The organism is Rhodoferax sp. ZS1R25, from assembly GCF_056521335.1.
Genome location: NZ_JBWMAZ010000002.1, coordinates 1238899 through 1261690, shown reverse-complemented (window position 1 = coordinate 1261690; position 22792 = coordinate 1238899). Strand labels below are relative to the sequence as shown.

At 60.5% G+C, this 22792-nt stretch carries 17 protein-coding genes; 6 read left to right on the top strand and 11 right to left on the bottom strand.

Features of this window, described 5'->3' with window-relative positions:
- The first annotated feature begins 247 nt into the window (after positions 1–247).
- Positions 248–622, top strand: a complete 375-nt coding sequence (locus AC097R_RS16710) for a helix-turn-helix transcriptional regulator (protein ID WP_479599318.1) — start codon at positions 248–250, stop codon at positions 620–622.
- A 75-nt stretch (positions 623–697) separates the two neighbouring features.
- Positions 698–1546, top strand: coding sequence for a hypothetical protein (locus AC097R_RS16705; protein WP_479599317.1), 849 nt, complete (start codon positions 698–700; stop codon positions 1544–1546).
- 433 nt (positions 1547–1979) lie between these two features.
- On the opposite strand, the gene AC097R_RS16700 is transcribed toward AC097R_RS16705, so the two are convergent.
- The 7 genes from AC097R_RS16700 to AC097R_RS16670 form a co-directional block, all read right to left on the bottom strand.
- On the bottom strand, positions 1980–2315 hold the full coding sequence (locus AC097R_RS16700) for a hypothetical protein (RefSeq protein WP_479599316.1): 336 nt from the start codon (positions 2313–2315) through the stop codon (positions 1980–1982).
- A 252-nt stretch (positions 2316–2567) separates the two neighbouring features.
- A complete protein-coding gene (locus AC097R_RS16695; protein WP_479599315.1) occupies positions 2568–3197 on the bottom strand; it encodes a hypothetical protein in 630 nt (209 codons plus the stop codon).
- Positions 3198–3201: 4 nt separating this feature from the next.
- The gene (locus tag AC097R_RS16690) at positions 3202–9279 is read right to left on the bottom strand and encodes a two-partner secretion domain-containing protein (protein WP_479599314.1); all 6078 of its coding nucleotides are present in this window, start codon (positions 9277–9279) and stop codon (positions 3202–3204) included.
- Positions 9280–9342: 63 nt separating this feature from the next.
- Positions 9343–10032, bottom strand: coding sequence for an outer membrane beta-barrel protein (locus AC097R_RS16685; protein WP_479599313.1), 690 nt, complete (start codon positions 10030–10032; stop codon positions 9343–9345).
- Positions 10029–11717 carry a ShlB/FhaC/HecB family hemolysin secretion/activation protein gene (locus AC097R_RS16680; protein WP_479599312.1) on the bottom strand — a complete coding sequence of 563 codons (1689 nt, stop codon included), beginning with the start codon at positions 11715–11717 and terminating at the stop codon, positions 10029–10031. The genes AC097R_RS16685 and AC097R_RS16680 overlap by 4 nt, the downstream gene beginning before the upstream one ends.
- Before the next feature lie 574 nt (positions 11718–12291).
- A complete protein-coding gene (locus AC097R_RS16675; protein ID WP_479599311.1) occupies positions 12292–12891 on the bottom strand; it encodes a tyrosine-type recombinase/integrase in 600 nt (199 codons plus the stop codon).
- A gap of 207 nt (positions 12892–13098) precedes the next feature.
- The gene (locus AC097R_RS16670) at positions 13099–13770 is read right to left on the bottom strand and encodes a glycine zipper 2TM domain-containing protein (RefSeq protein ID WP_479599310.1); all 672 of its coding nucleotides are present in this window, start codon (positions 13768–13770) and stop codon (positions 13099–13101) included.
- Positions 13771–13918: 148 nt separating this feature from the next.
- Here AC097R_RS16670 and AC097R_RS16665 point away from each other — a divergent pair, with 148 nt between their 5' ends.
- The gene (locus AC097R_RS16665) at positions 13919–14578 is read left to right on the top strand and encodes a DUF1345 domain-containing protein (protein ID WP_479599309.1); all 660 of its coding nucleotides are present in this window, start codon (positions 13919–13921) and stop codon (positions 14576–14578) included.
- Here the strand turns inward: AC097R_RS16665 and AC097R_RS16660 are convergent.
- The 3 genes from AC097R_RS16660 to AC097R_RS16650 are packed head-to-tail and all read right to left on the bottom strand — an operon-like array spanning position 14550 to position 17576.
- Positions 14550–15470: a DMT family transporter gene (locus AC097R_RS16660; protein ID WP_479599308.1), complete on the bottom strand. Its 921-nt coding sequence runs from the start codon at positions 15468–15470 to the stop codon at positions 14550–14552. The two genes, AC097R_RS16665 and AC097R_RS16660, sit on opposite strands and share 29 nt — an antisense overlap.
- Positions 15467–15961 carry a methylated-DNA--[protein]-cysteine S-methyltransferase gene (locus AC097R_RS16655; RefSeq protein ID WP_479599307.1) on the bottom strand — a complete coding sequence of 165 codons (495 nt, stop codon included), beginning with the start codon at positions 15959–15961 and terminating at the stop codon, positions 15467–15469. The genes AC097R_RS16660 and AC097R_RS16655 overlap by 4 nt, the downstream gene beginning before the upstream one ends.
- Before the next feature lie 49 nt (positions 15962–16010).
- Entirely contained in the window at positions 16011–17576 is a 1566-nt protein-coding gene (locus AC097R_RS16650; RefSeq protein ID WP_479599306.1) for an Ada metal-binding domain-containing protein, read from the bottom strand.
- A 115-nt stretch (positions 17577–17691) separates the two neighbouring features.
- Here AC097R_RS16650 and AC097R_RS16645 point away from each other — a divergent pair, with 115 nt between their 5' ends.
- From AC097R_RS16645 to AC097R_RS16635, 3 genes are read left to right on the top strand one after another with little or no spacing between them, the layout of a single operon-like run.
- A complete protein-coding gene (locus AC097R_RS16645; protein WP_479599305.1) occupies positions 17692–19068 on the top strand; it encodes a phosphomannomutase/phosphoglucomutase in 1377 nt (458 codons plus the stop codon).
- Positions 19065–20138 carry a lipopolysaccharide heptosyltransferase I gene (gene waaC / locus AC097R_RS16640; protein WP_479599304.1) on the top strand — a complete coding sequence of 358 codons (1074 nt, stop codon included), beginning with the start codon at positions 19065–19067 and terminating at the stop codon, positions 20136–20138. The genes AC097R_RS16645 and waaC overlap by 4 nt, the downstream gene beginning before the upstream one ends.
- Positions 20135–21448, top strand: a complete 1314-nt coding sequence (locus tag AC097R_RS16635; RefSeq protein WP_479599565.1) for a 3-deoxy-D-manno-octulosonic acid transferase — start codon at positions 20135–20137, stop codon at positions 21446–21448. The genes waaC and AC097R_RS16635 overlap by 4 nt, the downstream gene beginning before the upstream one ends.
- Here AC097R_RS16635 and AC097R_RS16630 read toward each other — a convergent pair.
- The gene (locus tag AC097R_RS16630; RefSeq protein ID WP_479599303.1) at positions 21438–22790 is read right to left on the bottom strand and encodes a TolC family outer membrane protein; all 1353 of its coding nucleotides are present in this window, start codon (positions 22788–22790) and stop codon (positions 21438–21440) included. The two genes, AC097R_RS16635 and AC097R_RS16630, sit on opposite strands and share 11 nt — an antisense overlap.
- Positions 22791–22792: the final 2 nt, after the last annotated feature.

The following is a 22792-nucleotide window of genomic DNA, read 5'->3' as shown; positions in this document are numbered from 1 at the left end:
GTTTCGACTCGGCTGCTTGAAGATTCGCTGAGGGATTGGTGATTCGACAAGGCTCTCTGGGATGCGAGAGCATAAACATGCATACAAGGCCGCTGCGCTAAGCAGCCGTGTTTGTGGTCAACCGTACAAGGCAGATCACCCGCGAGTTCTCTGGGCCCCCAATCAAAGAACGACAAAAAGTTTGCTCCGAATTCTTCGGGACATTTTGTTGTTTGTATTTGATTGGCTTCGGCCGAAAGGACTCGAAATGAAAAATACCTCTTCGCAACCACCAAGTGGTGACAAGGCAGGATCCTCCAACGGCATCGACGCGGCGGTTCTTCGCCAGTATGTGTTCGATCAGTGGCTGAAGGGCACCGGTCTCAAGCGCACGCCACGCTTGGGCTTTCTTCAGACGGTCACACCAGTTGTTAGGTCACTCCACGCGCCTGTTCGTTACTTGCGACTAGCTCAAGTTCGGGCCATCACGGGCCTTGCAACCTCCACCACTTATCGATTAATCAAGCACGGCCTATTCCCTCGACCGGTGCAATTGGGTCCAAACAGCGTGGGATGGAGCGAGCGTGACATAGCGGAGTGGTGCAAGACCCGCAAGCCACGCAACCGCGTCACACGAAGCTAAAAGCGCGTCCCTCTACTTGGGATCAGGAAGACTAATTTCAAGGCACAAGCACGCCTTCACAAAACACCCTAAATCATGACTAAATCACGTAACGGGCAGAGCACCCGAATTCAGAACCAACTGAGAGCTCAATTTGCAAAAAAAATACGGCACTTGGCCTATGGCTTTGATCGTCTGGACTTTCTTATGGACGCGTCGTCGCCAGACTTGGACTGGACACGGCTTAAGCAGCACTGCAGGGACTTAGAGCTGCTTGACCACAAAGATAGCTTCCATCCCCTCTGGATGAAAGAACTACGTGTCTATCAACCCGACTATGATTTTCCTTGGGTACTAATGGAAGAGGTCGGGTCTCGTTACAACCTTCAAGTTCAGTACGTCGAAGCGGCCTGCGACTTGATCACGAAGACGCCTGAAATGGCCGAAAGCCTCCTTGGTAATTTGATCAAGCATCTTCTACTCCGCCAATCACGTAGCCAAATCGTCAAGGACCGTAGTGTCTACTACTGGGCAGGTCGTAAAGCGACCACCAACCTTGCCGCCTACGCAGACAAGCCCAGCAAGATTCACAGTCCATGGGCGGGGCGTTCATGCGCACACATGGAACTTCGCATCCGCGGCACCGAAGGCCTCAACCGATTCGGCATTTATGGAATGAGTGATCTGCAGCTCTTTAAACACCGAAGCACGTGGGAATTGGTCACCTCGTTTGCGTTTGTTCCGTCCAAGACCGCCCTGGGGCATTTGCTGCGTGATGGGGAGGATGTGGCAGACGACACAGCACTGCGCGCTGCTGATAAGTACATAGTCGAGTGCGACGTTGAAGGACGCACTTCGCTGCACAACGCGGTGGTCACGAATCGACGGGTTCGGAAGGCTCTGCAGATGATTTCACACCGGGAAATATTCGGCAGAGCACGCTAACCACCAAGGAGCGAATTTCCGTTGGGATCGAGCGCACTGATATAGATAGCGTCATGGTGCTGGGTGAGCGCAGCGTGTTTTACGTGGCAATCACCCGTGCCAAGAAGCAATTGGTGCTGGTGGAGGCGGAGTTTGAACATCCCGACAACAAATTGGCAGGACGTAGTCCGTTTGTCTTTGAGAGGTCGATGCAACGGGCTCTAAGGCTTGTGAACTAGCTACATGAAAAACGGCGATGTGCGCCGCATCATTACCGCGGTTTGCAGCTGTCGTTGAACGCCATTCCGCAAACTTTTAACAGGAGTCCTTCTGTTTACCAAGCAGCGCAGTCGACCCAAAGCAGAACTCTGCAGGTACGATAGACAGCCAAAATGCAGCTTGAATTCAACCGGTCGCTTGGACACTTGGTCCGAGAAAGTATCGCTAGCGGTGACTACTGACCAAAGAGCAAGATGTTTTCAAGTGTGAAGCGAACATGCTCCTCGCCGAGGGAGGAGAAACTCTCTTCAGTGACGTTCACACCTGCTTCGAGCAAGCTCTTGTGGACCGTGGTTTTCATTTCATCAAAAGAGCCACCGTGAACTGGGAGTTCAATGGTAGCCGGGATGTTAGACGTGCTAGCAATGATCACCTTCGGCTGATCAAGGGTGAAACCCGCGGCTTCTAGCGTCCGCCTGAGTGGTTTAGCGTGCGGCGCAAGGCACTCAATGCGCATACCCTCATCAGAGTTTTCTTTCAGCTCAATATCAGCGGTGAACAGATTCGGCAAGTGATTCTCCTCAGGTTGTACCTTTGCTATTGTCGTCGCATCGGGCAGTTCTGACGAGGCACGTCTTTGCAGCAACTACCTATGTTAGCCACATGAAAGCGCGCGGCGAGTGGTCAGCATTCAAATAAGACGATAACCATTGCGCGTTATCCGGCGCAAGTGCTAACACCTCATTCTTAAATTTAGGCCACTTGGGATTGATAACCTCGTGAGAGGTTGAGAATGAGGCGGTAGGCGCCACTGTTCATGCAATCACTTGTTCGGGAAGTCCGCCAATGCGTATCCGTGCGCAGCCAAGGTTTTGGTGACGAATTCAGAGTCAAGGTGCATCAACAGGTGGACGCAGTCGGCTACTTTCCAGTGATGGAACTTGGGGTTTTTGATGATGGCTTCCAGATGGGCTTTGAGGGTGGGGATGTATTCGGTGAAGCCGTCATCTTTGACGAGCCAGAACATTCCTGAAATCTCGAACTGCATCTGGGTGGATAGATAAATGATTTTGGCAATGGGACTAAATACTTTTTTTCGGGCTTTTTCACCGTCGCCAGCATCAGCCTGCCTGGCCCAATAGCCGACTATTGAATCCAACACATGCTTGTAGGTGTCGTCATACCCTCGCAAGTGATGCGCCATCCCGTGGCTCGTAATCGGCGGTTGATCACACACCAAATGTCGTAGATATTCAAAGCCTTCGTCGTCCCCCCAACTGCACAAAAGCCTGGCTGCCTCTCTGGCCACGTATACATCGCTACCCTGCATTAACTGTTTCAGAACGGGTATACGTTCCCGAGGTATGTCTTCATCGTCCAACTCGTAGGGGAACTGTGTGTAATCCACATGAGAAGGCACTTTGTAGAGCAAGTCATTGGTCTGTTGATCCATTTCACTACTCCTGCTTTGGTTCTGCTTGCGCAGGAATGATGACAGGTACCAGTGGCACACTGGGCTGTGCTGCGAGCGGAGTCGGATTGACAGGCCGTGGCGGTGACACATACGCAGCAGGCGCACAACCTTGAATCAAGCACTCGCCATCGCGAATCGCGTTTGCGATGTCTGCTTTGGCTTTTTCCAAGCTTTTTGTGTTGTTCTTCGAAGGATTGTTGTCAAACCGCGTCTGAGCCTTATCAAGCGCACTCTGCAAGCTGGTCTGCACCTCTGTCGGCGGAATCACCTCCGTAGTCGTCTTCGACAAGTTGCCCGCATTCAGGTCACGCTGAATCTGCCGGGTTTCGACTACCACTTCGGTGCTGCCATAGACCTTGGGTTCAACGGCCACCACCGGGTCGCTGGTCGAGATCAGCGGGCTGTTTTGTGCATTACCACCGCGCACCTGGCTCTTGATGTCGCCCGTACCTTGCGGATTGGAAGACACCAGATCACCCTTGTCGTCGATATAGGCCTTCGGTGCCCCTTTGTCATTCACGGTAGACGAGAAGTTGTTGTCCTGACGAATCACCACTTCTGGCACTTCAATGGGGGCCTTGTTGTTGACGTACTGCTGCGCATCGTCTGCGCGCATATTGTTTTCGGTCTTCACTTTCGCAGTGGCCGCAGCATCAGAACTAGCAGTCTTCGCTGCTGCCTGTGCGTCCTGTACCGCGCCAATACCTGTTTTGGCTGCACCAACGACAGCATCTCCCAGCAGGACGCCATTCATTAATTCACGCGATGCGTTGTACGCGTCCCCGTTTGCAGCGGAGTTGAGCACCCTATCGGGAATGCCCACAATGGCATCTACGGTGTTGGAAGCTGTTTTTGCAATACCGACTGCCTGGACACTCTTGCCTACGGAGCTAAGAGGACTGTAGTCTTTGGCGGTGTTGGTTCTCAATTCCGCATCCGCTTGAATGGCCGCACTTTTTCCAGCCACGTCCACTACCGTCAAGACGCCTTCTTTGACTACATCCACTATGGCGGTGGTTGATCCTGCCACGGACTGTCCGACTCTCTGGACGGTATTGCAATCACCCGACGGACAACTCGCCATCAAGCGCATGTTGGAAGCTTGATCGCTGTAACTCAGGCCTGCGTTTTTGATGGATTGGGCGTTAAGCTGTGTTTGTGAGTACTGCGTTACCCACGTTTTTTGCTCAGCGACCGACAGTTTGTTGAATGCTTCATAGTCGGCAGGTTGCATCACCAGCGCATTGTCTCCCGTGCCTACCGTGTAGCTGGTTGCCTTCCCATCAGCGCCTACTGTCGCTTGCACGCTGTAGCCTGAGCGGGTGTTGCCGAGTGACTTGGTAGAACCATTGGCCATGGCCTGCAAATCTGCACAACCCACGGCGTTAGGGTTCTTGCTGCAGGCATCCAAATCTGCTTTGAATTTGCCTGCATGCATCATGTAATTATTCTCCGCCGCATTCGCGCCGGCAGTTGCCGCAATATTCACTGCAGCGGCATTGTCGCCACCCCCGCCAACGACAACCCCAGAGACTGCAGACAGCACCTTGGCCAAGCCCAGCGCATCGGCATTGCTCATCTTGTTGTTCTTGGCGTACTCGGCCGTAAGTTCGCCCACCACAGCCCCCACCGCTCCCGGTGCGCAACCACTGCCATTACCCGCTGTTGCCGCACCTGCCGCACAGCCCAGCACCGCGTGCGCCACCTTGTGGGTGAAGGCATTGAGTGTTTTGTTGTCTAGCCCATCCCCAATCGCAAATGCCCCCTGGGCCATGCCGGTGGTGATCAAGCCACTGGATAGCGCATTGGAGAATGTTTTCTCATCAAACGCTTTGCCATTCAGCGCCGCATCCATGGCACTGCTGGCCAGATTGTTCGTCACGTTCTTGAGCAGCTGGGTGCCAAAGGTGCTGGTGGCATCCACACCCTTGAAGTAACTGGCATTGAGCTTGTCCAACGCCCCCGCCGTCACCATGGTCAGCAGCAGCCCCTTGATGCTTTCTTCCTTGCCCAACTGGTCCAGGGTCTTGCCAATGTCACCCTTGTTGTTCACCATGGCCACCGCCGCCTGGCTGGCCAGGGCGGTAAAGCCGGCGTTGATAGCAATGCCTGTGGCGGTGTACGCCAATGCGCCCGTGGCCGTGGTGGTGGCCAGGGTCATACCTGCGGCGGTCGTGGTGCCTGCTGCGGTGGTTCCCACCAACGCCGAACCCGCACCCGCCGTGAAGTACGCCACCACCACAGTCAGCAAGGCTGCCCCCGCCCCGGTCAGCCCCGCCTGGTCGTAGCTCCATTTCTCATGGGCCAGGGCTACTTGGTCCCACTTCACATTCGGGTTGCTGGCCAAGGCGTTCAGGTAGTCCAGCCCGACTCCGCTGCCTTGTGCCACTAGAGCGTTGATCTGGGTCTTCAGCTCCTGGCCCCCCTTGGTGTTGGGGATCTGGGCGGTGATCTTCAAAGCATTGTCGAAGTTGACATTGCCTTTGAGCTGGGTCTGCTTCAGGGTTTCGGTGGTGCTGCCTTGGCCCTTGTTTTCTTGGTAGAGGCCCAGGGTTTCGGTTTTCTCGGTATGGCTGACCTGGGTGGTGTTGGTGCTGCCGCCCAGGATCAAGTCACCGGTCTTACTGGGGTCTGTTTTGACAAAGGCGATTTGCGGGGCTTCTACCTCGGTGCCTTGCAGCTCCGTTTTGTTGCCTACGCCGATCTCGATCTTTTGGGTGGAGGTGAGCTTGGTGCCTATGGCTACGCTGCTGGCGCGGGCGTCCGTGGTGGTTTTGTCCTCAATGGGCATGCCAAGGCCCAGAGGGTCAAAGAAGCTACTGAGGAGGGGACCTACAGTGGTTTTGCTACGAATGGTCGTGGTGCTTTGCTGTACATCCGTGGCTGCATAGAAGGTGCTGGTGTCCTTGCCTTCCACGCGAAGGCTGTCCGCACCTTTAAACTGGGTGCCCACGCTGATGAGGTCCTTGTCTGCAACGATTCCAACATTCTTGCCCTCTACCTTGCTCACCTGGGCGGTGGCACTGCTGTCCTGGATGCGGGTGTTGGTGACGGTGGCGGTGAAGTCCCCAAAGCTCTTGGAGGTCCAGCTCAGGTCGCTCTCTCGGGTCTTTTGCCCCGCCAGCAGCGCAATGGACTGGCCCGCTGTCATGGCCACGTCGCCCTGTGCGGACACCTGGGCTGCCGTGCCTACGATGTTGGCGCCAGCGTTCACAGCCAGGTTGCCTTGGCTACTGATGCTGCTGCCCGTTTGATCCGTGTTGCGGATGCGTTGGCGGTACTGAGCATCGCCCGTGCCTTGGAAGAGGACGTTTTCTCCGGTGGTCACGGCGTTCATGTTGACACTGCCACCAGCCTGCAGGGTGGCATTGCCGGTGGTCTCGATCCGTGCAGCGCCCAAGTTGATGTTGCCCGCGGCTGCCAACAACATGTCACCCGGCTTGCTACCGCTGGTGTTACTGCCCACGTAGACGCGGGCTTGACGGTCCAGAATGGTGCGACCGTTAGCGCCGTCGCCGGTTTGACTGGTGGTCGTCTGCAGGTTGATGTCGCCCCCGGCCACTGCCTGCAGATTGCTTCGGGCAGCAAACGTACCGCGCGTGTTGGTGATGTTTTGCGTCGCGCTCAGGTTGACTGAATTGCCTTGCACCGTGCCATCGGTGTTCTGAATGTTGTTGGCGCTGATTTGCACCAACTGGCGGCCCAGGATGGTGCCACTGTTCTTGGCGTCTGCGCTGGCGTTGATGTTGACGCTGTTCCCACTGAGCAGAGCTCCGGTATTGCTGAGGTCACCTTCCCGGACCATGGCGTAGACCTGCGGAACCAGCACTTTTTGCTTGCTGCCGTCTTTGAGGGTGACTTCTTTTTCTACCAACCAGACGATGTCACTGGTGAGGTTGGCCACTTGGGCGGCACTGAGCGCAATACCTGGGCGCAGGTTGTAGGCCTTGGCGTAGGTAACTCCGGCATCCATCAGAGATTGGTACTGCTGCTCATCACTGGTGTAGTTGGCTAGAAAGCGTCGCCCCGTGAGGCTATTGACCTGTTCATTAATGAGGCGCTGTTCATAGAAACCATCACCCAGACGCTTTTGCGTGGCGCTCGGGTCCATCCCTAAGTTGCGCAGCATGTAGTCGCTGCCCAACCAGGTGCGCATGTTGGCGAACCGCGGGTCCGTCTCTATCAGGTAGTTTGCCGCAGGGTTGGTGGTGTTTTGAAACAAGGCATTGCTCAGCGCGCTGCTTGTGCTGGTGCCACCGGATGTGCTGGCAGTAGAGCGTGCCTGGGTGGTGACTACTGCGGCGGCGCTGCTGTTGGAAGCTGAGGCACCGGCAGAGACGGTGGTTGGCGTGTACGCGGTGCTGTCGTAGGTGCTGGCCACCATGCCCCAGTCATAGACCCAGTGGCGGTCGTACCAAGGTCCCTCGGAATGCCCGCCGGTCACACCCCAACTCCATTGCGTGCCCATATCGCGCACGCGCTCTTGGTCACTTACTGCCTGGTTGTCAATGGTGGCTCCATTGGTGGTCAAGGTTCCACCGGCCACGATCTTGCTTTGCTGGTTGGTGATTTGGGTGGCGTTGAGCGTCATGCTGCCACCACTGAGTATTTTTCCAGGCTGGTCTTGGGTGACTATCGGCACATAGGTAGAGCGGTCATAGGTTCGGTAATACGTGGAGGACAGCACCTCTGTAATGCCTGTCTGGATGCTTACCAATTGGTCCCCGCTGTACGCGAAGTGGTCATTGGCATTGGTCAACGTATTGGCGCTGATGGTCATATTGCCCATCGATTCAATCGTGGCGCTGCCGTTGCGAACAGTGTTGGCTGTTCCCGTCGCTCGACCATTCGAATCCAGTTGCCCTCCAATGGCCATGTCACCGGCGCTGAGAATCAAGGCTTTGTCACTGTTATTGAGTGTTTGGGCGCCAATGTCCAGTCGGGTGCGGGCGGCAATCACGGGGGCCGTGGTCGTACCGTTAACGGTCTCCGGCGCATTGTTCAGTGTCTGGGCTTGCAAGGAGACCTGGCCCCCATAGATGCGTCCAGTCCCGGTGTTGTTGATGGTGTCGGCATTGACCGTGGTTGAGTTGCCATCCAGAACCCCACGATTGGTCAACATGCCGTTGGCCTGCACCACCAAGGCCCCACCATTGGCGGCAATCGTGCCCGTGTTGTTGACACCCACTCCGGTCTCGGTACCTACCAAGGTGATCTTGCCTGCGTACATTCCGCCCAAGGCGGCGACATCCAGAGCAACCGTAGGAGCAGGGCCAGTGCCCGCAATGGCAGTGGCGGTGGTATTGGCTGCGTTGACGTCGTTGGCACCGGTGGTGACCTTGAGGTCTTTGGCCCAGATGCCAGCGTTCACTTGAACAGCGCGGGCGATGATGTTGGTGTAGTCCGCAGTGCTGGTGTCCAGCCCTGCACCATTGATAGTGACGGTGCCACTCTGGACACGGTAGCCATCCAGATTACCGCCGCTCAAGCGTGGTGTGCCCGTTGTCAGGGTTACACCGCTGGCGTTGATGAATCCACCACCGTTGACATTGATGCCGGAGGGGTTGGCAATGATGACTTCGGCGCGCTGACCTGCCACTTCCACAAAACCGTTGAGCCGGCTAGGGTTGCTGGAATTGACTTCATTCAGGATGACGCGGGCACTGCCACCGGCCAGGTTGCCGTTGCTCTGGACCCAGCCGCCCAATTGGGTTTGCACATTCGCGGTGCTGTTATTGAGAATGACGCCTTGGCTTTGTACATCGAATTGGCTGTAGACGTTGCGACTCACGCCACCGGCGCTAGGCGTCTGAATATTGATCTGTTGCAGCCCATTGGCGGTATTGACAATCTGTGGCTTCTGATTGCCAGCCGCGTTGGGATCCGCCACGATTTGGGGCCATGCCAGGGGTGACAAAGCAAATGCGAACAGCGCCAGTGCAACATTGCGCCCTCTGCGTTCACCGCTGGCGGCCTTGCCTTTGCCCACGGCCACTTCACTCACCGCCATCACCTGGCCTCGTGCTGCGTTGAAAACGAGGCGGAATAGATTCTGATTCATAGAAAACGAGTCAAGAGAGGGTGATGGAGATGAGGCGAAGTGACCGACTTGGGGGCTGTCTACTTAGAACTTGTAGAGCAGACCCAGCGTCAGACCGTTTTGCTTGGGCTTGCCGGTAGTGAGTTGTGCTTTTTCACCGGAGTACGCTACCGATTCATATTCGGTACGCAGTTCCAGCCTAGGACTAATGGCAAAAGCAACGCCCAAGCCAATTCCGGTTCCGGTGTGATTGGTCGTGCCTCCAGCAGAGGCTGTGTCGGTGTATTCACCCTTGATTTGGTGGTATGCCAGCTTGCCGTATACCAGTGCATTGGGTCCCAAGCGGTAGCCGGGTGCAAAAGACAGAATCAGATGGTCTTTGACTTTGCTGGAGAAGGTTTGGGCGCCACCCGCGGTGTAGCTGACGGATCCTGCGTCGGTGGATTTCAGACCATAAGACAAGCCCACGGTGCCCACCCAATCTTGCGATAGTGCAAAACCGTAGGAAGCAATCAAGGCAGCCTCCGAGTCATTGGTTTGGGTGGACTGGCCGTTGATGGACGCAATACTGCTCTCAAAGTCCACCTTGTTCTGCATCGCGGTCACCGTCAAGCCGATGGCAGGTCCCACAAAGTTGGGCTGTGCAGGGCCTTGTGCCAAAGCGGTGGTGGAAGCCAAAGCAGTTGTCAGAGCAATCAGAGCTGCGGTACGAGAAACTTTTTTCACAAAACTACCTTCTTCAAAAGTGGGATCTCCCACGGTTACAAAAATCAAAATGCCAAATTCAAGCTAAAGCCCGCCGTGGTCTCTGCAGTTTTCAAGCCAGACGGCTGGTACAGCGGTGCGCCCACAAATAGGTCGTACTGCATCTTCTTGAAGCTGCCGCGCAGGCCCACGACACCGCCACTGAGCGTCTTTGCCGCTTGCAGCGTGCTGCTTTGACCATCTACGCCGCCTACATCAATTCCCAGGTACAGCTCGTGCCCGCTGTTGCCCAAGGACAGACTCAAGTCCTGGCGGATCAACCAGCCGTTGTCGCCTGTGAGGCTGCTTTCACCATCAAGGCCGCGCACGGTGTAGCGCCCACCAATGCTGAAGCGGTCTTGGGGGGTTAGCGGGGTTTCATTGGCCTGCACACGCAGAGAAGCCTGGTAGCGCATGGCCTGGTCTGCCAGTTTGAAAGGCTGGGACCGCGAGATGTCAGCAGTCCAAAGCCCAAAGCGAGCAGTCCCTTCACCACTGGCTTCTTCGGGTGCATCCATGGCACCAAAGTCCCGCGTACCACGCTTGTAGGCGAGATTGGCTTCGACTGTGCCGGTGCCTACGAACTCCTTGTGTCCCAGGCCCAGTTCCCATCCACCTACCACCCGGCGCTGGATCTGAACTTCGGTGTCATCCACGTAGTTGTTGGAATGGCGCTCAAACGCCTTGAGGGAGAGCGAAGTCTTGCGGGTGGCATCGCGGTAGACCATGCGCGAGAGCTTGAGCTCCGCGTTCCCGCTGGTGCCGCTGTAGACGTAATTGGAGGTCACGCCGGTCACCGTCTGGTGGTAGCGGCTTTCCCCCAAGGTAGCGCCCAAAGTCCAATAGCCATAAGGAAGCGAGTAATGCACGGTGGTGCCTTGGGTCCCGCGTGGGCCTGGGTCTCCTCCACCGGCGTCGTGGTTCTGAGAGACGTAAAACAGGTCGTTCAGTCCCAAGGGGTTGTCCCAGGAGAAAGTGGCACTGGCTTGGTAGCGCCCGGTGCTCTTGCCGCCGCTGTCGTCCAAAGAAAGCGATACGCGAACTGGGGTGGTGCGTTGGTAAGCAATCACCAGGTCGCTTTGGTCGGGCTGGTCGGCCGGCGTGATCTGGATATCTGCATCAGCAGTGGGCACACGCTTGAAGTTCTCCAGGGCCTGTTCGATGTCGCGCAGGTTCAGGATGTCGCCGGACTTGGCGGGGACTGCGGTTGTCAGAGAGGTAGAGGAGGCTTCTGCCCCCGGAGCTGCCTGAAACCGGATGTTGCGGATGCGGCCGGGCACCACGGTCAGCACCAGACTGCCGCCACTCAAGTCTTGTGGCTGCGTCAATATGCGGGTGGTGACAAAGCCTTTGGCGACGATCGCATCTTGGGCCCGCTTTATCAGGATGCCAATGCCTTGGGTGCCGATGCACTTGCGCAAGGGGCTGTCGGTCTTCTGCGGGCCAGACAAGCTGTCTAGCACCCAACCAAACTGACCTGCAGCTTCGCCGCGCAGCTCCAGCTGCCGGATAGGGAAACAAGGGGCTTCAGATTCGGGCAGACGTTGCTCCGGCGCAGCCGGGGCGCTCAGGCGTACGTCGTTGGCCTTGTCTTGCTGATCGCGCAGCTGGGCATCTCGCTCCTGGGCACGACGCTGCTCGGCGGCGTCACGTTGGGCATCTGTTTGGGTCTGGGCTCCGATAACGTTTGCGAAGACTCCCAGCAGGAGTGCCACAAGGATTGAGCGAAGCGGGTACGGGCAATGAATAGCGGGTGACGGGTCCGACATGGGTGGGGCTTGTTTTTCTCATAAGGCACCCACCAACGACCGGGGGACTGCGCTAACTGGGCGTAACTGTAGCCGGGCATAGTCCATTCGACTATCACCCGAAAGAGTGAATTTGCACCTCGTATTAGGTTCGTAACTCAAATTCGTGCTAACAAATTAACCAGATTGCCAAAGCCTGCAACTCGATTTGTGGTTGCGTGCAATTTCGGGGTGGTTGGCCCCCTTCAATTGACCGGTGGATTCGGCTTCCCCAAGATCGAGTCGGGGATCTGGCTACGCATCTTTATCAGTTTTGACCAACAGAATATGGGCCGCTTGCATGCGCCTCACCACCCCTCCGATAACCTGACCGCGTGAATTCACGGCCAAGGCCGCATTGATGATTCGCCATCCGTCGACAAGTACTATGGATGCGGCTGTCCGTGTCGGCTCACGAGAACCAAGCAAGTTGGCTATGGCCTCGAATTGGCGTGGGGTCATGATGGCGTGGGCACTTTTACGCTCCACTTACATGACACGGTTAGCCCTTCGCTCCAGCCCAAATCAGTACCCGAGTGATCCGTTGGAGTGTGCGTACGGCGGTTTCGTGCCTTGAGGACCACAGTGACTCCAGTGCATCTTGGACATGTTTAGTTGTGATCTTCTTGACCTCCATTGACCCGAACGCTGGAGAGGCGTAGTCGTGGAGCGTGTTCCTCCATTGGTCGCGGTGCTTTTCATTTCTCCAGGTGGCATTGTGAATCGCCAGATATTCCTCGATGCACTGGTCGAACGATTTCTCATTGCGAATGCGTAGGGCTTCTGCCTCGGCCGCAGCTAAGGCGGCAGCTTCAAGGCGGCGAATTTCGGCGTCCCGATGCTCCAGCGGGTCAATGTTTTGATGGAGCAGGCGGCGAAGATCGGCGGCTCTGTTGCGTGCGGTAGTCAGGTCCACCATATCCGCAGGTCCCAAACCCATGGTTCGGGCCTTCTTGTTCTTCATGTACCTGAAGGTCCAAGACTTGGACGTAGGCGATATGACATGCAGATAGAGCCCATGGCCATCGGCGTGCATACCCGGCGTTTTGTAGAGGCGCGGCAGACTGGCTGCCGAAATGCGTGTTGAAGTACGTGATCCCACAATTGATCCCACAAATCTCGAAGAGAAGAAATGTATTTGTGGACAACGACTTACGCAGAGATAGATCACGTAAACCGTTGATTTGTATAGGTTTTCTAGAACCTATGAGAATTGTTGAGGACGCTTGGGAAGTGCCATTTTTGGTCGTCCACTCCGCCAAATTGAGAAGCCCTTGCATGCAAATGCAAGGGCTTTTTCTTTGGCCATTCAACGCCAGTGGTGGTGCCAGCCACCGCCCCAGCCGTAGCCAAAATGCAGGTTGACGGGCGGGTAATAGGGGCGCGTGTAGTAGATGGGGTACACCGGTGGCGACATCACGACCACCGGGGCCTGGGTGTAGACGGGCTGCGGTGGTGCCACGGCATACGCCGGAGCTACCTCTTGCTGCGGGCTGGCGCCCACGGGGGCGACCGACAGTTGGATGGTGGGGCCCGGGTCGTTGGGCATTTGCACCGAGTACTGTCTGCCCGCAAATTCGTAGACCACGTTGTAGGCCACGGTGCGGCTTTCGTAAATGTTTTGCGTGCTGCAAGTTTGCACGGTCTGCACCTGTGGCTCGGGATTGCCCTCGATGCGGTTGCCCACGATGGCGCCACCAATCAGCCCTATCACCGTGGCAGCGGCCTGGCCAGAGCCGCGGCCGATGGCATTACCCATGGCACCGCCCGCAATGGCGCCCATGGCCGCGCCGGCGCCTGATTTTTGTGGTTGCACCGCCACTTGTTGGTTCGAGCACACCTGGCGTGGCACGGCCACCTGCTGCTGCACCGGCATGGACGAGAGCACGCGGCCCACATCCTGAGGCTGGGCTTGCGCAAGGCACGTACCGCCCAACGCCAGGACGGCGGAGGACACAAGGGTTTTGGCAAGGAGGTTCATGGTGTGGATTTCAACGGCTTGGTGCGTGTAGTTGGAATAGGCAAACTCACTCTTTAACGCGCTCCCTTCTGCCGCCCGTTGACAGGGTTCTTGTAAAGCTGCGGCCACCCCATTTCATACTGCGGTGCAACACGGCCACAATGGCTGTATGCACAAACATTTCTCTGAAACCACCGGTCACCAGCGCCTGGTCTACGGCGCCATCGCGGGCGGCTTGATGGCGGTGCTGCCGCTGCCGATTGGCGCACCCTCCCGGGCCCTGCTGGCCTGGACCGTGGGCGCCAGCGCTTATCTGGTGTTGTCGTGGTGGCTGGCGGTGGAGTTTGACGCGCAGCGCACGCGGGCCCGAGCGCAGGCGCAGGACCAGCCGGGCATGATGTTGTTTGCGCTGATATTGCTCTCGGTATTCGCCAGCTTTGCGGCCATCGCGCTGATGCTGCAGCACGTGAAGGACTTGTCGGGCGCGCAGCGTGCGGCGCATCTGGGCCTGAGCATGCTGGCGCTGGCGTCCACCTGGTTGCTGATGCAAACCATCTTTGCGTTCCGCTACGCCCATGTGTACTACCAGGAAGAGCTGCGGGGGCACGCGCAGGGCGCGGGGCTGGATTTTCCGGGCAAGTTGCCGCCCGACTACTTTGACTTTTTGTACTACGCCCACGTGGTGGGCATGACCTCGCAGGTGTCGGACGTGGTGGTCACCTCGCGCCAGATGCGCCGGCTCACGCTCTTGCACAGCGTGAGCGCTTTTGGTTTCAACATGCTGGTGTTGGCGTTGTCTATCAACGTGATGGCGGGCGCGATCCAATGATGCCGGTGGACAGCGAGGTGCCCAGCAAGATCACCAGGCCGCAACCGACCATCCAGGGTGTGACGACCTCGCCCAACAGCACCACGCCGTAGAACACGGCAAACACCGGCGCCGCAAAGGTCACCGCCAGCGCCTTGGCCGGACCAGCGCGTTCAATCAGGCGGAAGTAGATGATGTAGGCAATGCCGGTGCACACCACGCCCAGTGCCAGCACGGCCAGCCAGGCCTTGGCACTTACCGTGTGGTCCGGCCAGAAGTACCAGGCCAGTGGCGCCAGGCCCAGCGTGGCACCCAGCTGGCTGCCGGTGGCCAGCACCAACGAGGGCACACCGGCCAGATACCGCTGCGCAAAGCTGGCCGAAAAGCCATAGAAGAAGCAGGCCGCCAAACAGGCCAACACGGCCCAGCCGGTGGACACACCTTCGGCATTGGGCTTAAAGCTGGCCTTGTTCCAGGCCAGCAGCGCCACGCCCAAAAAGCCAATCAGCAGACCCAGAATGCGCATGCCGTGCGGCCGGTCCTTGAGCCACAGCCAGGCAATGAGCGCACCAAACAGCGGCACCGTGGCGTTGAGGATGGACGACAGCCCGGTGGAGATGGACAGCAGCGCGAATGCCAAGCAGGTGAACGGGATGGCAGAGTTCATCACGCCCACGGCGAACAGCAGTTTCCAGTGTTGGCGCAGCGTGGCCACCTGGCCTTTGAAGGCGAGCAGCGGCAACAAAAACAGCGCGGCAATGCCCACGCGCACACCGGCCGTGGGGAGCGCGCCAAACTCCACCGCGCCCAGGCGCATGAACAAAAAGGACGAGCCCCAGATGGCGGCCAACAACAAAAAATCTCGCACCCAAACGGGGGCGTGCGAAGGAGACGAAGCGGTGGGTTCGGTCACTGAGGGCTTTCAAGTTTCAACAGGGCCACCTTGCGGTCCAGGCCGCCAGCGTAGCCGGTGAGTGCGCCATTGGCTCCCAGCACGCGGTGGCAGGGCACGATGATACTGATGGGGTTGCGCCCCACAGCCGCACCCACTGCCCGCACGGCCTGCGGGTTGTCCAGCTGTTGGCTGATGCTGCCGTAGCTCACCGTGGCACCGCTGGCAATGGCCTGCAGTTGGGCCCACACGCGCTGCTGAAAAGTAGTGCCGCCTGACAGGTCCAGCGGCAGGCCAAACGCCGTACGTTCTTGGGCGAAGTACTGTTCCAGCTGCTCGCTGGCGGCCTGCATCACGGGGTGCTTCTTCGCTACCGGCCAGATGCTGGTATCGGGCTGGTGGCTCTGCCCGTCGAACCACACGCCGACCAACGCGGTGTCGGTGGCGGCGAGGACGATGGTGCCCAGTGGGCTGCGCAGGCTGCTGCGGGTAGTCGTAGATGGATATTTCATAAAAATTGGCTGGTAGCCCTCGTGGAAATTGCGCGAGCAGCTATGATTTTCATAGCGACTCTGTGGTGGATGGATCTGCGTGGTCGCCCGACCAGGCGCGCACCGTGGCATAGCTGCGCCAGGGTTGCCAGGCCACAGAAGCCTGTTCGGCCCCCAGCGCAGGGCGCTTGGCATCGCGCACGCCCAGCGCCTTTTGCAGCGCCACATCGCCGGCCGGAAACGCATCGGGCCAGCGCAGCGCGCGCATGGCGATGTACTGCGCGGTCCACGGGCCAAAGCCTGGCAACGCCTGCAGGGCCGCCACGGTGCTGGGTACCTCGGCGCTGGGGTTTAACACTAGCGCACCGTCGGCCACGGCAGCGGCCAGCGCGCGGATGGCGTTTTGGCGCTGGCGCACGATGCCCAACTGGCCCAGGTCGTCGTCACTGGCGTGGCGCAACGCCTGCGGTGTGGGGAACAAGTGGGTGAGGGCGGCCAGCGGTGTGGCCAGTGGCGCGCCGAAGCGCTGCACCAACCGTGCACCCAGTGTGCGCGCAGCCTGCACGGTGATCTGCTGGCCGAGCACGGCGCGCACGGCCAGCTCGAACCCGTCCAGCGTGCCGGGCACGCGCAGGCCCGCGCTGTGGGGGAAACTGCTGCCCAGCACCGCGTGGATGGCGTTGGGGTCGGCGTCCAGGTCCAAAAGCGCGCGCAGGCGCACCAGCACCAAGGGCAGGGCGGCAATCAGCGATTCGCTGACCAAGGCGTGCACCTCGCTGCGTGTGGCATCGATGCGCAGTTGCACCCAGCCCTGCAAGTGCTGGCCCGCCCAATCCAGCGCCAAGGTGCGGGCCAGCGTGTGGGTGGGCAGGTCCACGTGTTCCACGCCGTCCAGCGCACGCGTGGCAAAGAACTGCAGCAGCGCCGTGGCGTCCAGCGGCGGGCGGTAGGCCAGCTTGCAGCGCACGCCGCTGTGGTCGGCCGGTGCGGCGCCCTCGGCATCGCTGCCGGCCTTGCGCAACGCACGGGGCTGAAAACGGTATTGCTCGGCAAACACGGTGTTGAAGCGCCGCACGCTCGCAAAGCCGCTGAGCGCCGCCACCTGGGCGATGGGCAGATGCGTGTCGGTCAACAACTGCTTGGCAGTCAGCAGGCGGCGTGTCTGCAAATACTGCATGGGCGACACGCCCCAGTGCGTCTCAAAGATGCGGCGCAGGTGGCGTTCGCTCACGCCCAGGCGCTGGGCCGTTTGCGCCATGCTGGGGCTGCCGTCGCTCCACAGCTGCGGTGCGTCCAGCAGGCCCGCGGCCTGGCGTGCCAGGATGGCGGAGGCGTCTTGCGTGGACCAGGCCCGTGCGCCCAGCACATGCAAAGCAGAGGGGGCCAACTCGGGCCGGCAACGCATGCAGGGCCTGAAGCCCGCGGCCTCGGCCTGCGAGGCCAGCGTGAAGAAGCGGCAGTTCTCCGCCCGCGGCGTACGCACCTTGCAGACTGGGCGGCAGTAGATGCCCGTGCTGGTCACGCCCGTGAAGAAGCGCCCGTCAAAGCGGGCATCGCGAGCTTTGAGCGCCAGGTAGTTCGCCTGGTCACTGCTGCTGGCGGTGTCGGTTTGGATGGGCGCTGTGGGGGTGGGCATGGGGTCATGATACGCAGCCGTTGGCGACAAATGCGCCGTTTTCGGACATGTGCCTGCCGCTGTGGTGCAGGGGGCACCCTACAATCCACCGCCAACCTGAAAGTACGTTCTCTCCATGCAAGTTGCTGCCAGCCTGTTCAAGGCCTATGACCTTCGCGGCATCGTCCCCGCCACCCTCACGCCCGAGGTGGCGCTGGGCCTGGGCCGCGCCTTTGGCACGCTGGCCATGGCGCAGGGCGAGACCACGGTAGCCGTGGGCCGCGATGGCCGCCTGAGCGGCCCCGCGCTGGTGGCTGCGGTCATCCAGGGCCTGCAAGATGTTGGCGTGCAGGTCATCGACGTAGGCCAGGTCACCACGCCCCTGCTGTACTTCGCCACCAGCACCCTGTGCCGCAGCGGCATCCAGGTCACCGGCAGCCACAACCCGCGCGACTACAACGGCTTCAAGATGGTGCTGGCCGGCGCTGCGCTCTATGGCGATGCCATCCAGGCGCTGCGCCAAACCATGGAGGCCGAGACCTGGGTGTTTCAGCCCGGCGGCAGCTGCCGCAGTGTGGACCTGCTGGCCGACTACACGGCGCGCATTGCGGGCGACATTCGCCTGGCACGCCCGATGAAGATCGTGGTGGACAGTGGCAACGGCGTGGCCGGTGCGTCGGCACCCGGCGTCCTGCGCGCCATCGGCTGCGAGGTGCAAGAACTCTTCAGCACCGTGGACGGCAACTTCCCCAACCACCACCCCGACCCCAGCCAGCCCGAAAACCTGCGCGACCTGATTGCCGCGCTGCAAGCGGGCGACGCCGAACTGGGCCTGGCCTTCGATGGCGATGGCGACAGGCTGGGTGTGGTCACGCGCGATGGAGAAACTATCTACGCCGACCGGCAGATGGTGCTGTTTGCGCGCGATGCGCTGTCGCGCACGCCTGGCGGTACCGTGGTGTTTGACGTGAAGTGCTCACAGCAACTGGCTCCGGCGATTGAGGCGGCAGGCGGCACACCGCTCATGTGGAAGACCGGTCACTCGCTGATCAAGGCCAAGATGCGTGAAGTGAGCGCGCTGCTAGGCGGCGAGATGACGGGCCACATTTTCTTCCAGGAACGCTGGTACGGCTTTGACGATGGCACCTATGCTGCCGCCCGCCTGCTGGAGATTTTGAGCCGGGCACCCGATGCGTCGGCACAGCTGCAGGCCTTGCCCACCAGTTTTTCCACACCCGAACTCACGGTGGCCTGCGAGCAGGCGCATGCGGTGGTTCCGCAACTCATTGCGAATGCCCAGTTCGCTGCCCCCGCCGTCATACATACGGTAGATGGCCTGCGCGTGGACTGGCCCGATGGCTTTGGCCTGGTGCGGGCCTCCAACACCACGCCGGTGCTGGTGCTGCGCTTTGAGGGCCACACCGAGGCCGCGCTGCAGCGCATCCAGACCGATATGCTGGCCCTGCTGCGCACCGTGCTGCCACAGGCCCAACTCAGCAAGGCCGCCCATTGAAAGCCGCGAACATCCAACGCATCCTCATCGTCAAGCTCTCGTCGCTGGGCGATGTGGTGCATGCCATGCCTGCCGTGCAAGACCTGCGCCGCGCCTACCCGCAGGCGCAGATCGACTGGGTGGTGGAGGGCGCGTTTGCGCCCCTGGTGGCGCGTTGCGAAGGTGTGGGCCAGGTCATCGCCTGCGACCTGCGGCGCTGGCGCAAATCCCCTTTCAATGCCACTACGCGGCGCGAGTGGAAAGCCTTCAAGACCCAGCTGCAGGCCCAAGCCTACGACGCAGTGATCGATCTGCAGGGCCTGAGCAAATCGGCGCTGGTGTCCTGGCTGGCACGCACCACGCCCACGGGCAAGCGCTATGGCTTGGCGAATCAGACCGAAGGTTCGGGCTTTGAGGCGCCTGCGCGCTGGGTGGCCGATGTGGCCATCGAGATCGAACCCCATGTGCATGCCGTGCAACGTTCGCGCATCTTGTGCGCAGCTTCACTCGGCTATGACCTGCAAGGGCCCGCGCTGTGTGGCCTCAAGCCCGGTGGTTTGGCCAGCGTGCAACCTGGTCCCATTGGCCAGGCCGACAACCCGTTCACGCCCAAGAAAGCCGTGGTGGCCCTGGTGCATGGCACCTCGCGCGCCGACAAGGAGTGGCCGCTGGCCGCCTGGGTAGAGCTGGGCCAGCGCCTGAACCACGCGGGCTTTGCCGTGGCCCTGCCACATGGTTCACCGCGCGAAAAAACCACCAGCGAGGCCATTGCCAAGCAGCTGCAAGACGCTTGGGTCTGGCCCGCCATGGCGCTGGACGCGATGACCGACACGCTGGCCCACTGTGCCGGCGTGGTGGGGGTGGACAGCGGCGTGAGCCACATCGCCGTGGCGCTGGATCTGCCGCATGTGCAGATCTACAACTTCGACACCGCCTGGCGCACCGGGCCCGAGGTGCTGGCCGGCACCGACGCGGCCACCGCGCCACGCCTGCCACTACGCCAGCTCAGCGTGTTTGGCCAGCCCCAACCCACGGTGGATGCCATTTGGCAAGCCTGGGAAAGCCTGGCCACGCCGGTGCTGTGCCGATGATGCGGGCGCTCTACTCCTGCGCCACCTGGCTGCTGCAGCCGCTGGTGCGGCGCAAGCTGCGCCGCCGCGCGGTGGCCGAGCCGCTGTATGGCGAACACTTGGACGAGCGCTTTGGTCACTACCCGCACCCTGCCTCGCCAAGCGGCCCGGGCCCGCTGGTGTGGCTGCACGCGGTGTCGCTCGGGGAAACCCGGGCTGCCGTCGCATTGCTGAAAGAGTTGCGCCTGGCGTTGCCCGGCATGCGCCTGCTGCTCACGCATGGCACGGCCACGGGGCGTGAGGCGGGCCGCAGCCTGCTGCAACCGGGTGATGTGCAGGTCTGGCAGCCCTGGGATACGGTGGGCGCCGTGCGCCGCTTCCTTGCCCACTTCCGGCCGCAGATCGGCCTGCTGATGGAAACCGAGCTCTGGCCCAACCTGGTGGCCGAGAGCGCACGTGCCGGTGTGCCGCTGTGCCTGGTGAATGCGCGCTTGAGCGAGAAGAGCCTGCGCCAGGCGCAGCGCCTGGCCTGGCTGGCCCGGCCCACCTACCGCAGTCTGCACGCGGTGTGGGCGCAGTCCCAGGCCGATGCCGAGCGCCTGCAGCAGCTGGGCGCGCCCGTGCGCGGTGTGTTTGGCAATTTCAAATTCGACGCAACGCCCAACGCGGCGCATCTGGCCCAAGGCCAGGCATGGCGTGCTGAGGCGGCACATCCCGTGCTCATGTTTGTCAGCTCGCGCGAGGGTGAAGAGGCCATGCTGCTGGAGGTTTTTAAGAGAAATAGGCCTCTAGCCCCCGTCAGCACTGCGCCAGCAGCTCCTGAATCCATAGCAAACCAGGTGCAGTGGCTGATCGTGCCGCGCCACCCCCAGCGCTTTGATGAGGTGGCCGCGCTGTTCATTGACGCGGGCTACACCGTGGCGCGCCGCAGCCAGTGGAGCGATGCGCCCGTGGCGGCCGATGTGTGGCTGGGCGATTCGGTGGGGGAGATGGCGCTGTACCTGGGCTTGGCGCAGGCCGCGCTTTTGGGCGGCAGCTTTGCGCGCCTGGGGGGGCAAAACCTGATCGAGGCTGCGGCCTGTGGCACGCCCGTCTTTATGGGCCCGCACACCTACAACTTTGCCGAGGCCGCCCAGTTGGCAGCCGAGGCCGGTGCGGCATTTGCCTGTGCTGACTTGGCGCAAGCCGTGGAGCAGGCGACTGCATTGCTGCACGACGACGCAGCACTGGCTCAGGCGCAGCAGGCTGCCTTGGGCTTGGGCGCTGCCCACCGCGGTGCGGCGCTGCGCACCGCGCAGGCCGTGGCCGCGGTGCTGACGGTCAGTTTGTGAGCTGGCTGTTGATGGGGCTCAGGTCTTCGGCCTTGAGCGTGCCGTTGGCCTGGCGCAGCTTCAACTGGCCCAGCAGCACGTCGTAGCGCGCCTTGGCCAGCTTGGCCTTGGTGTCAAACAGCTGGCTTTGCGAGTTCAGCACGTCGATGTTGATGCGCACACCTACCTGGTAGCCCAGTTTGTTGGCGTCCAGCGCGCTTTGGCTGGATGCCTCGGCGGCTTCCAGCGCCTTCACCTGGCCCTGGCCCGACAGCACGCCAAAGAAGGCAGTGCGCGTGCCCTGCGCCACATTGCGGCGGGTGGCTTCCAGGTCGGTACGGGCCTTGTCTTCCAGCGCCAGGGTTTCCTTGATGCGGTTTTGCGTGGCGAAGCCGGCAAACAGCGGCAGGTTGAACGCCAAGCCTACGGTGGCGATGTTGCTGCGGGTGTCATACGCGGCCGGGCCACTGGAGCTGCCTTTCTGGCTGTTGGCTACGGTGTAGCTGCCGGTCAGGTCCAGCGTGGGCTTGTGGCCGGCTTCGGCCTTGGCGGTTTCCAGCTTGGCCACTTCCAGCGCCACCTTCAGTTGGGCCAGGCCGGGGTGTTGGTCTTCCGACTGTTGCACCCAGACTTCGGCATCGGCTGGCTCCAGCGGGGCCAGCACCACGGGTGCAGCCAGGGGCTTGGGCGCGGCGTCGGTCTTGCCCACCAACTGGCTCAGCGCAATGCCCTTGACGCGCAGGTCATTCTCGGCGGCCAGTTCCTGGGCAATCACCAGGTCGTAGCGGGCCTGGGCTTCGCGGCTGTCGGTGATGGTGGAGGTGCCCACTTCAAAGTTGCGCTTGGCAGAGGCCAGTTGTTCGGCCACCGCCGTTTTTTGGCTCTTCACAAAGGCCAGGTTGTCGCTGGCTGCCAGCACGTCGAAGTAGGCCTGGCTCACCCGCACGATCAAGTCCTGTTCAGCCGCCAGCAGCTGGGCATTGGCCAGTTCGACCTGCTTCACGCCCTGGTCGTAGCTGGCCTTGTTGGCGGGGCGGTACAGCGGCTGCGCAGCGCTGACAGTGGCGGTTTGGGAGTCGTAGCTGTAGCTGCGGCTGACCACCGGGGAGTTGACGTCCTGGTTGTTGGTATTCGCGCCCAACGAGAAGTTGGCCGTGGGCAACAGCAGGGCCTTGGCCTGGTCCGCCTTGGCCAGTGTCGCATCAAACTGCGATTTGGCCGACTGGTAGGTGGCATCAAAGCCGCGCGCGGCGGTGTACAGCTCGACCAGGCTTTGGGCCTGGGCGGATGCGGCCAGGCAAGAGGCCATGGCCACAAACAGGGGCAGCAGGCGCAGGTGGGTGGAGGCAGTGGATCGGGACATGG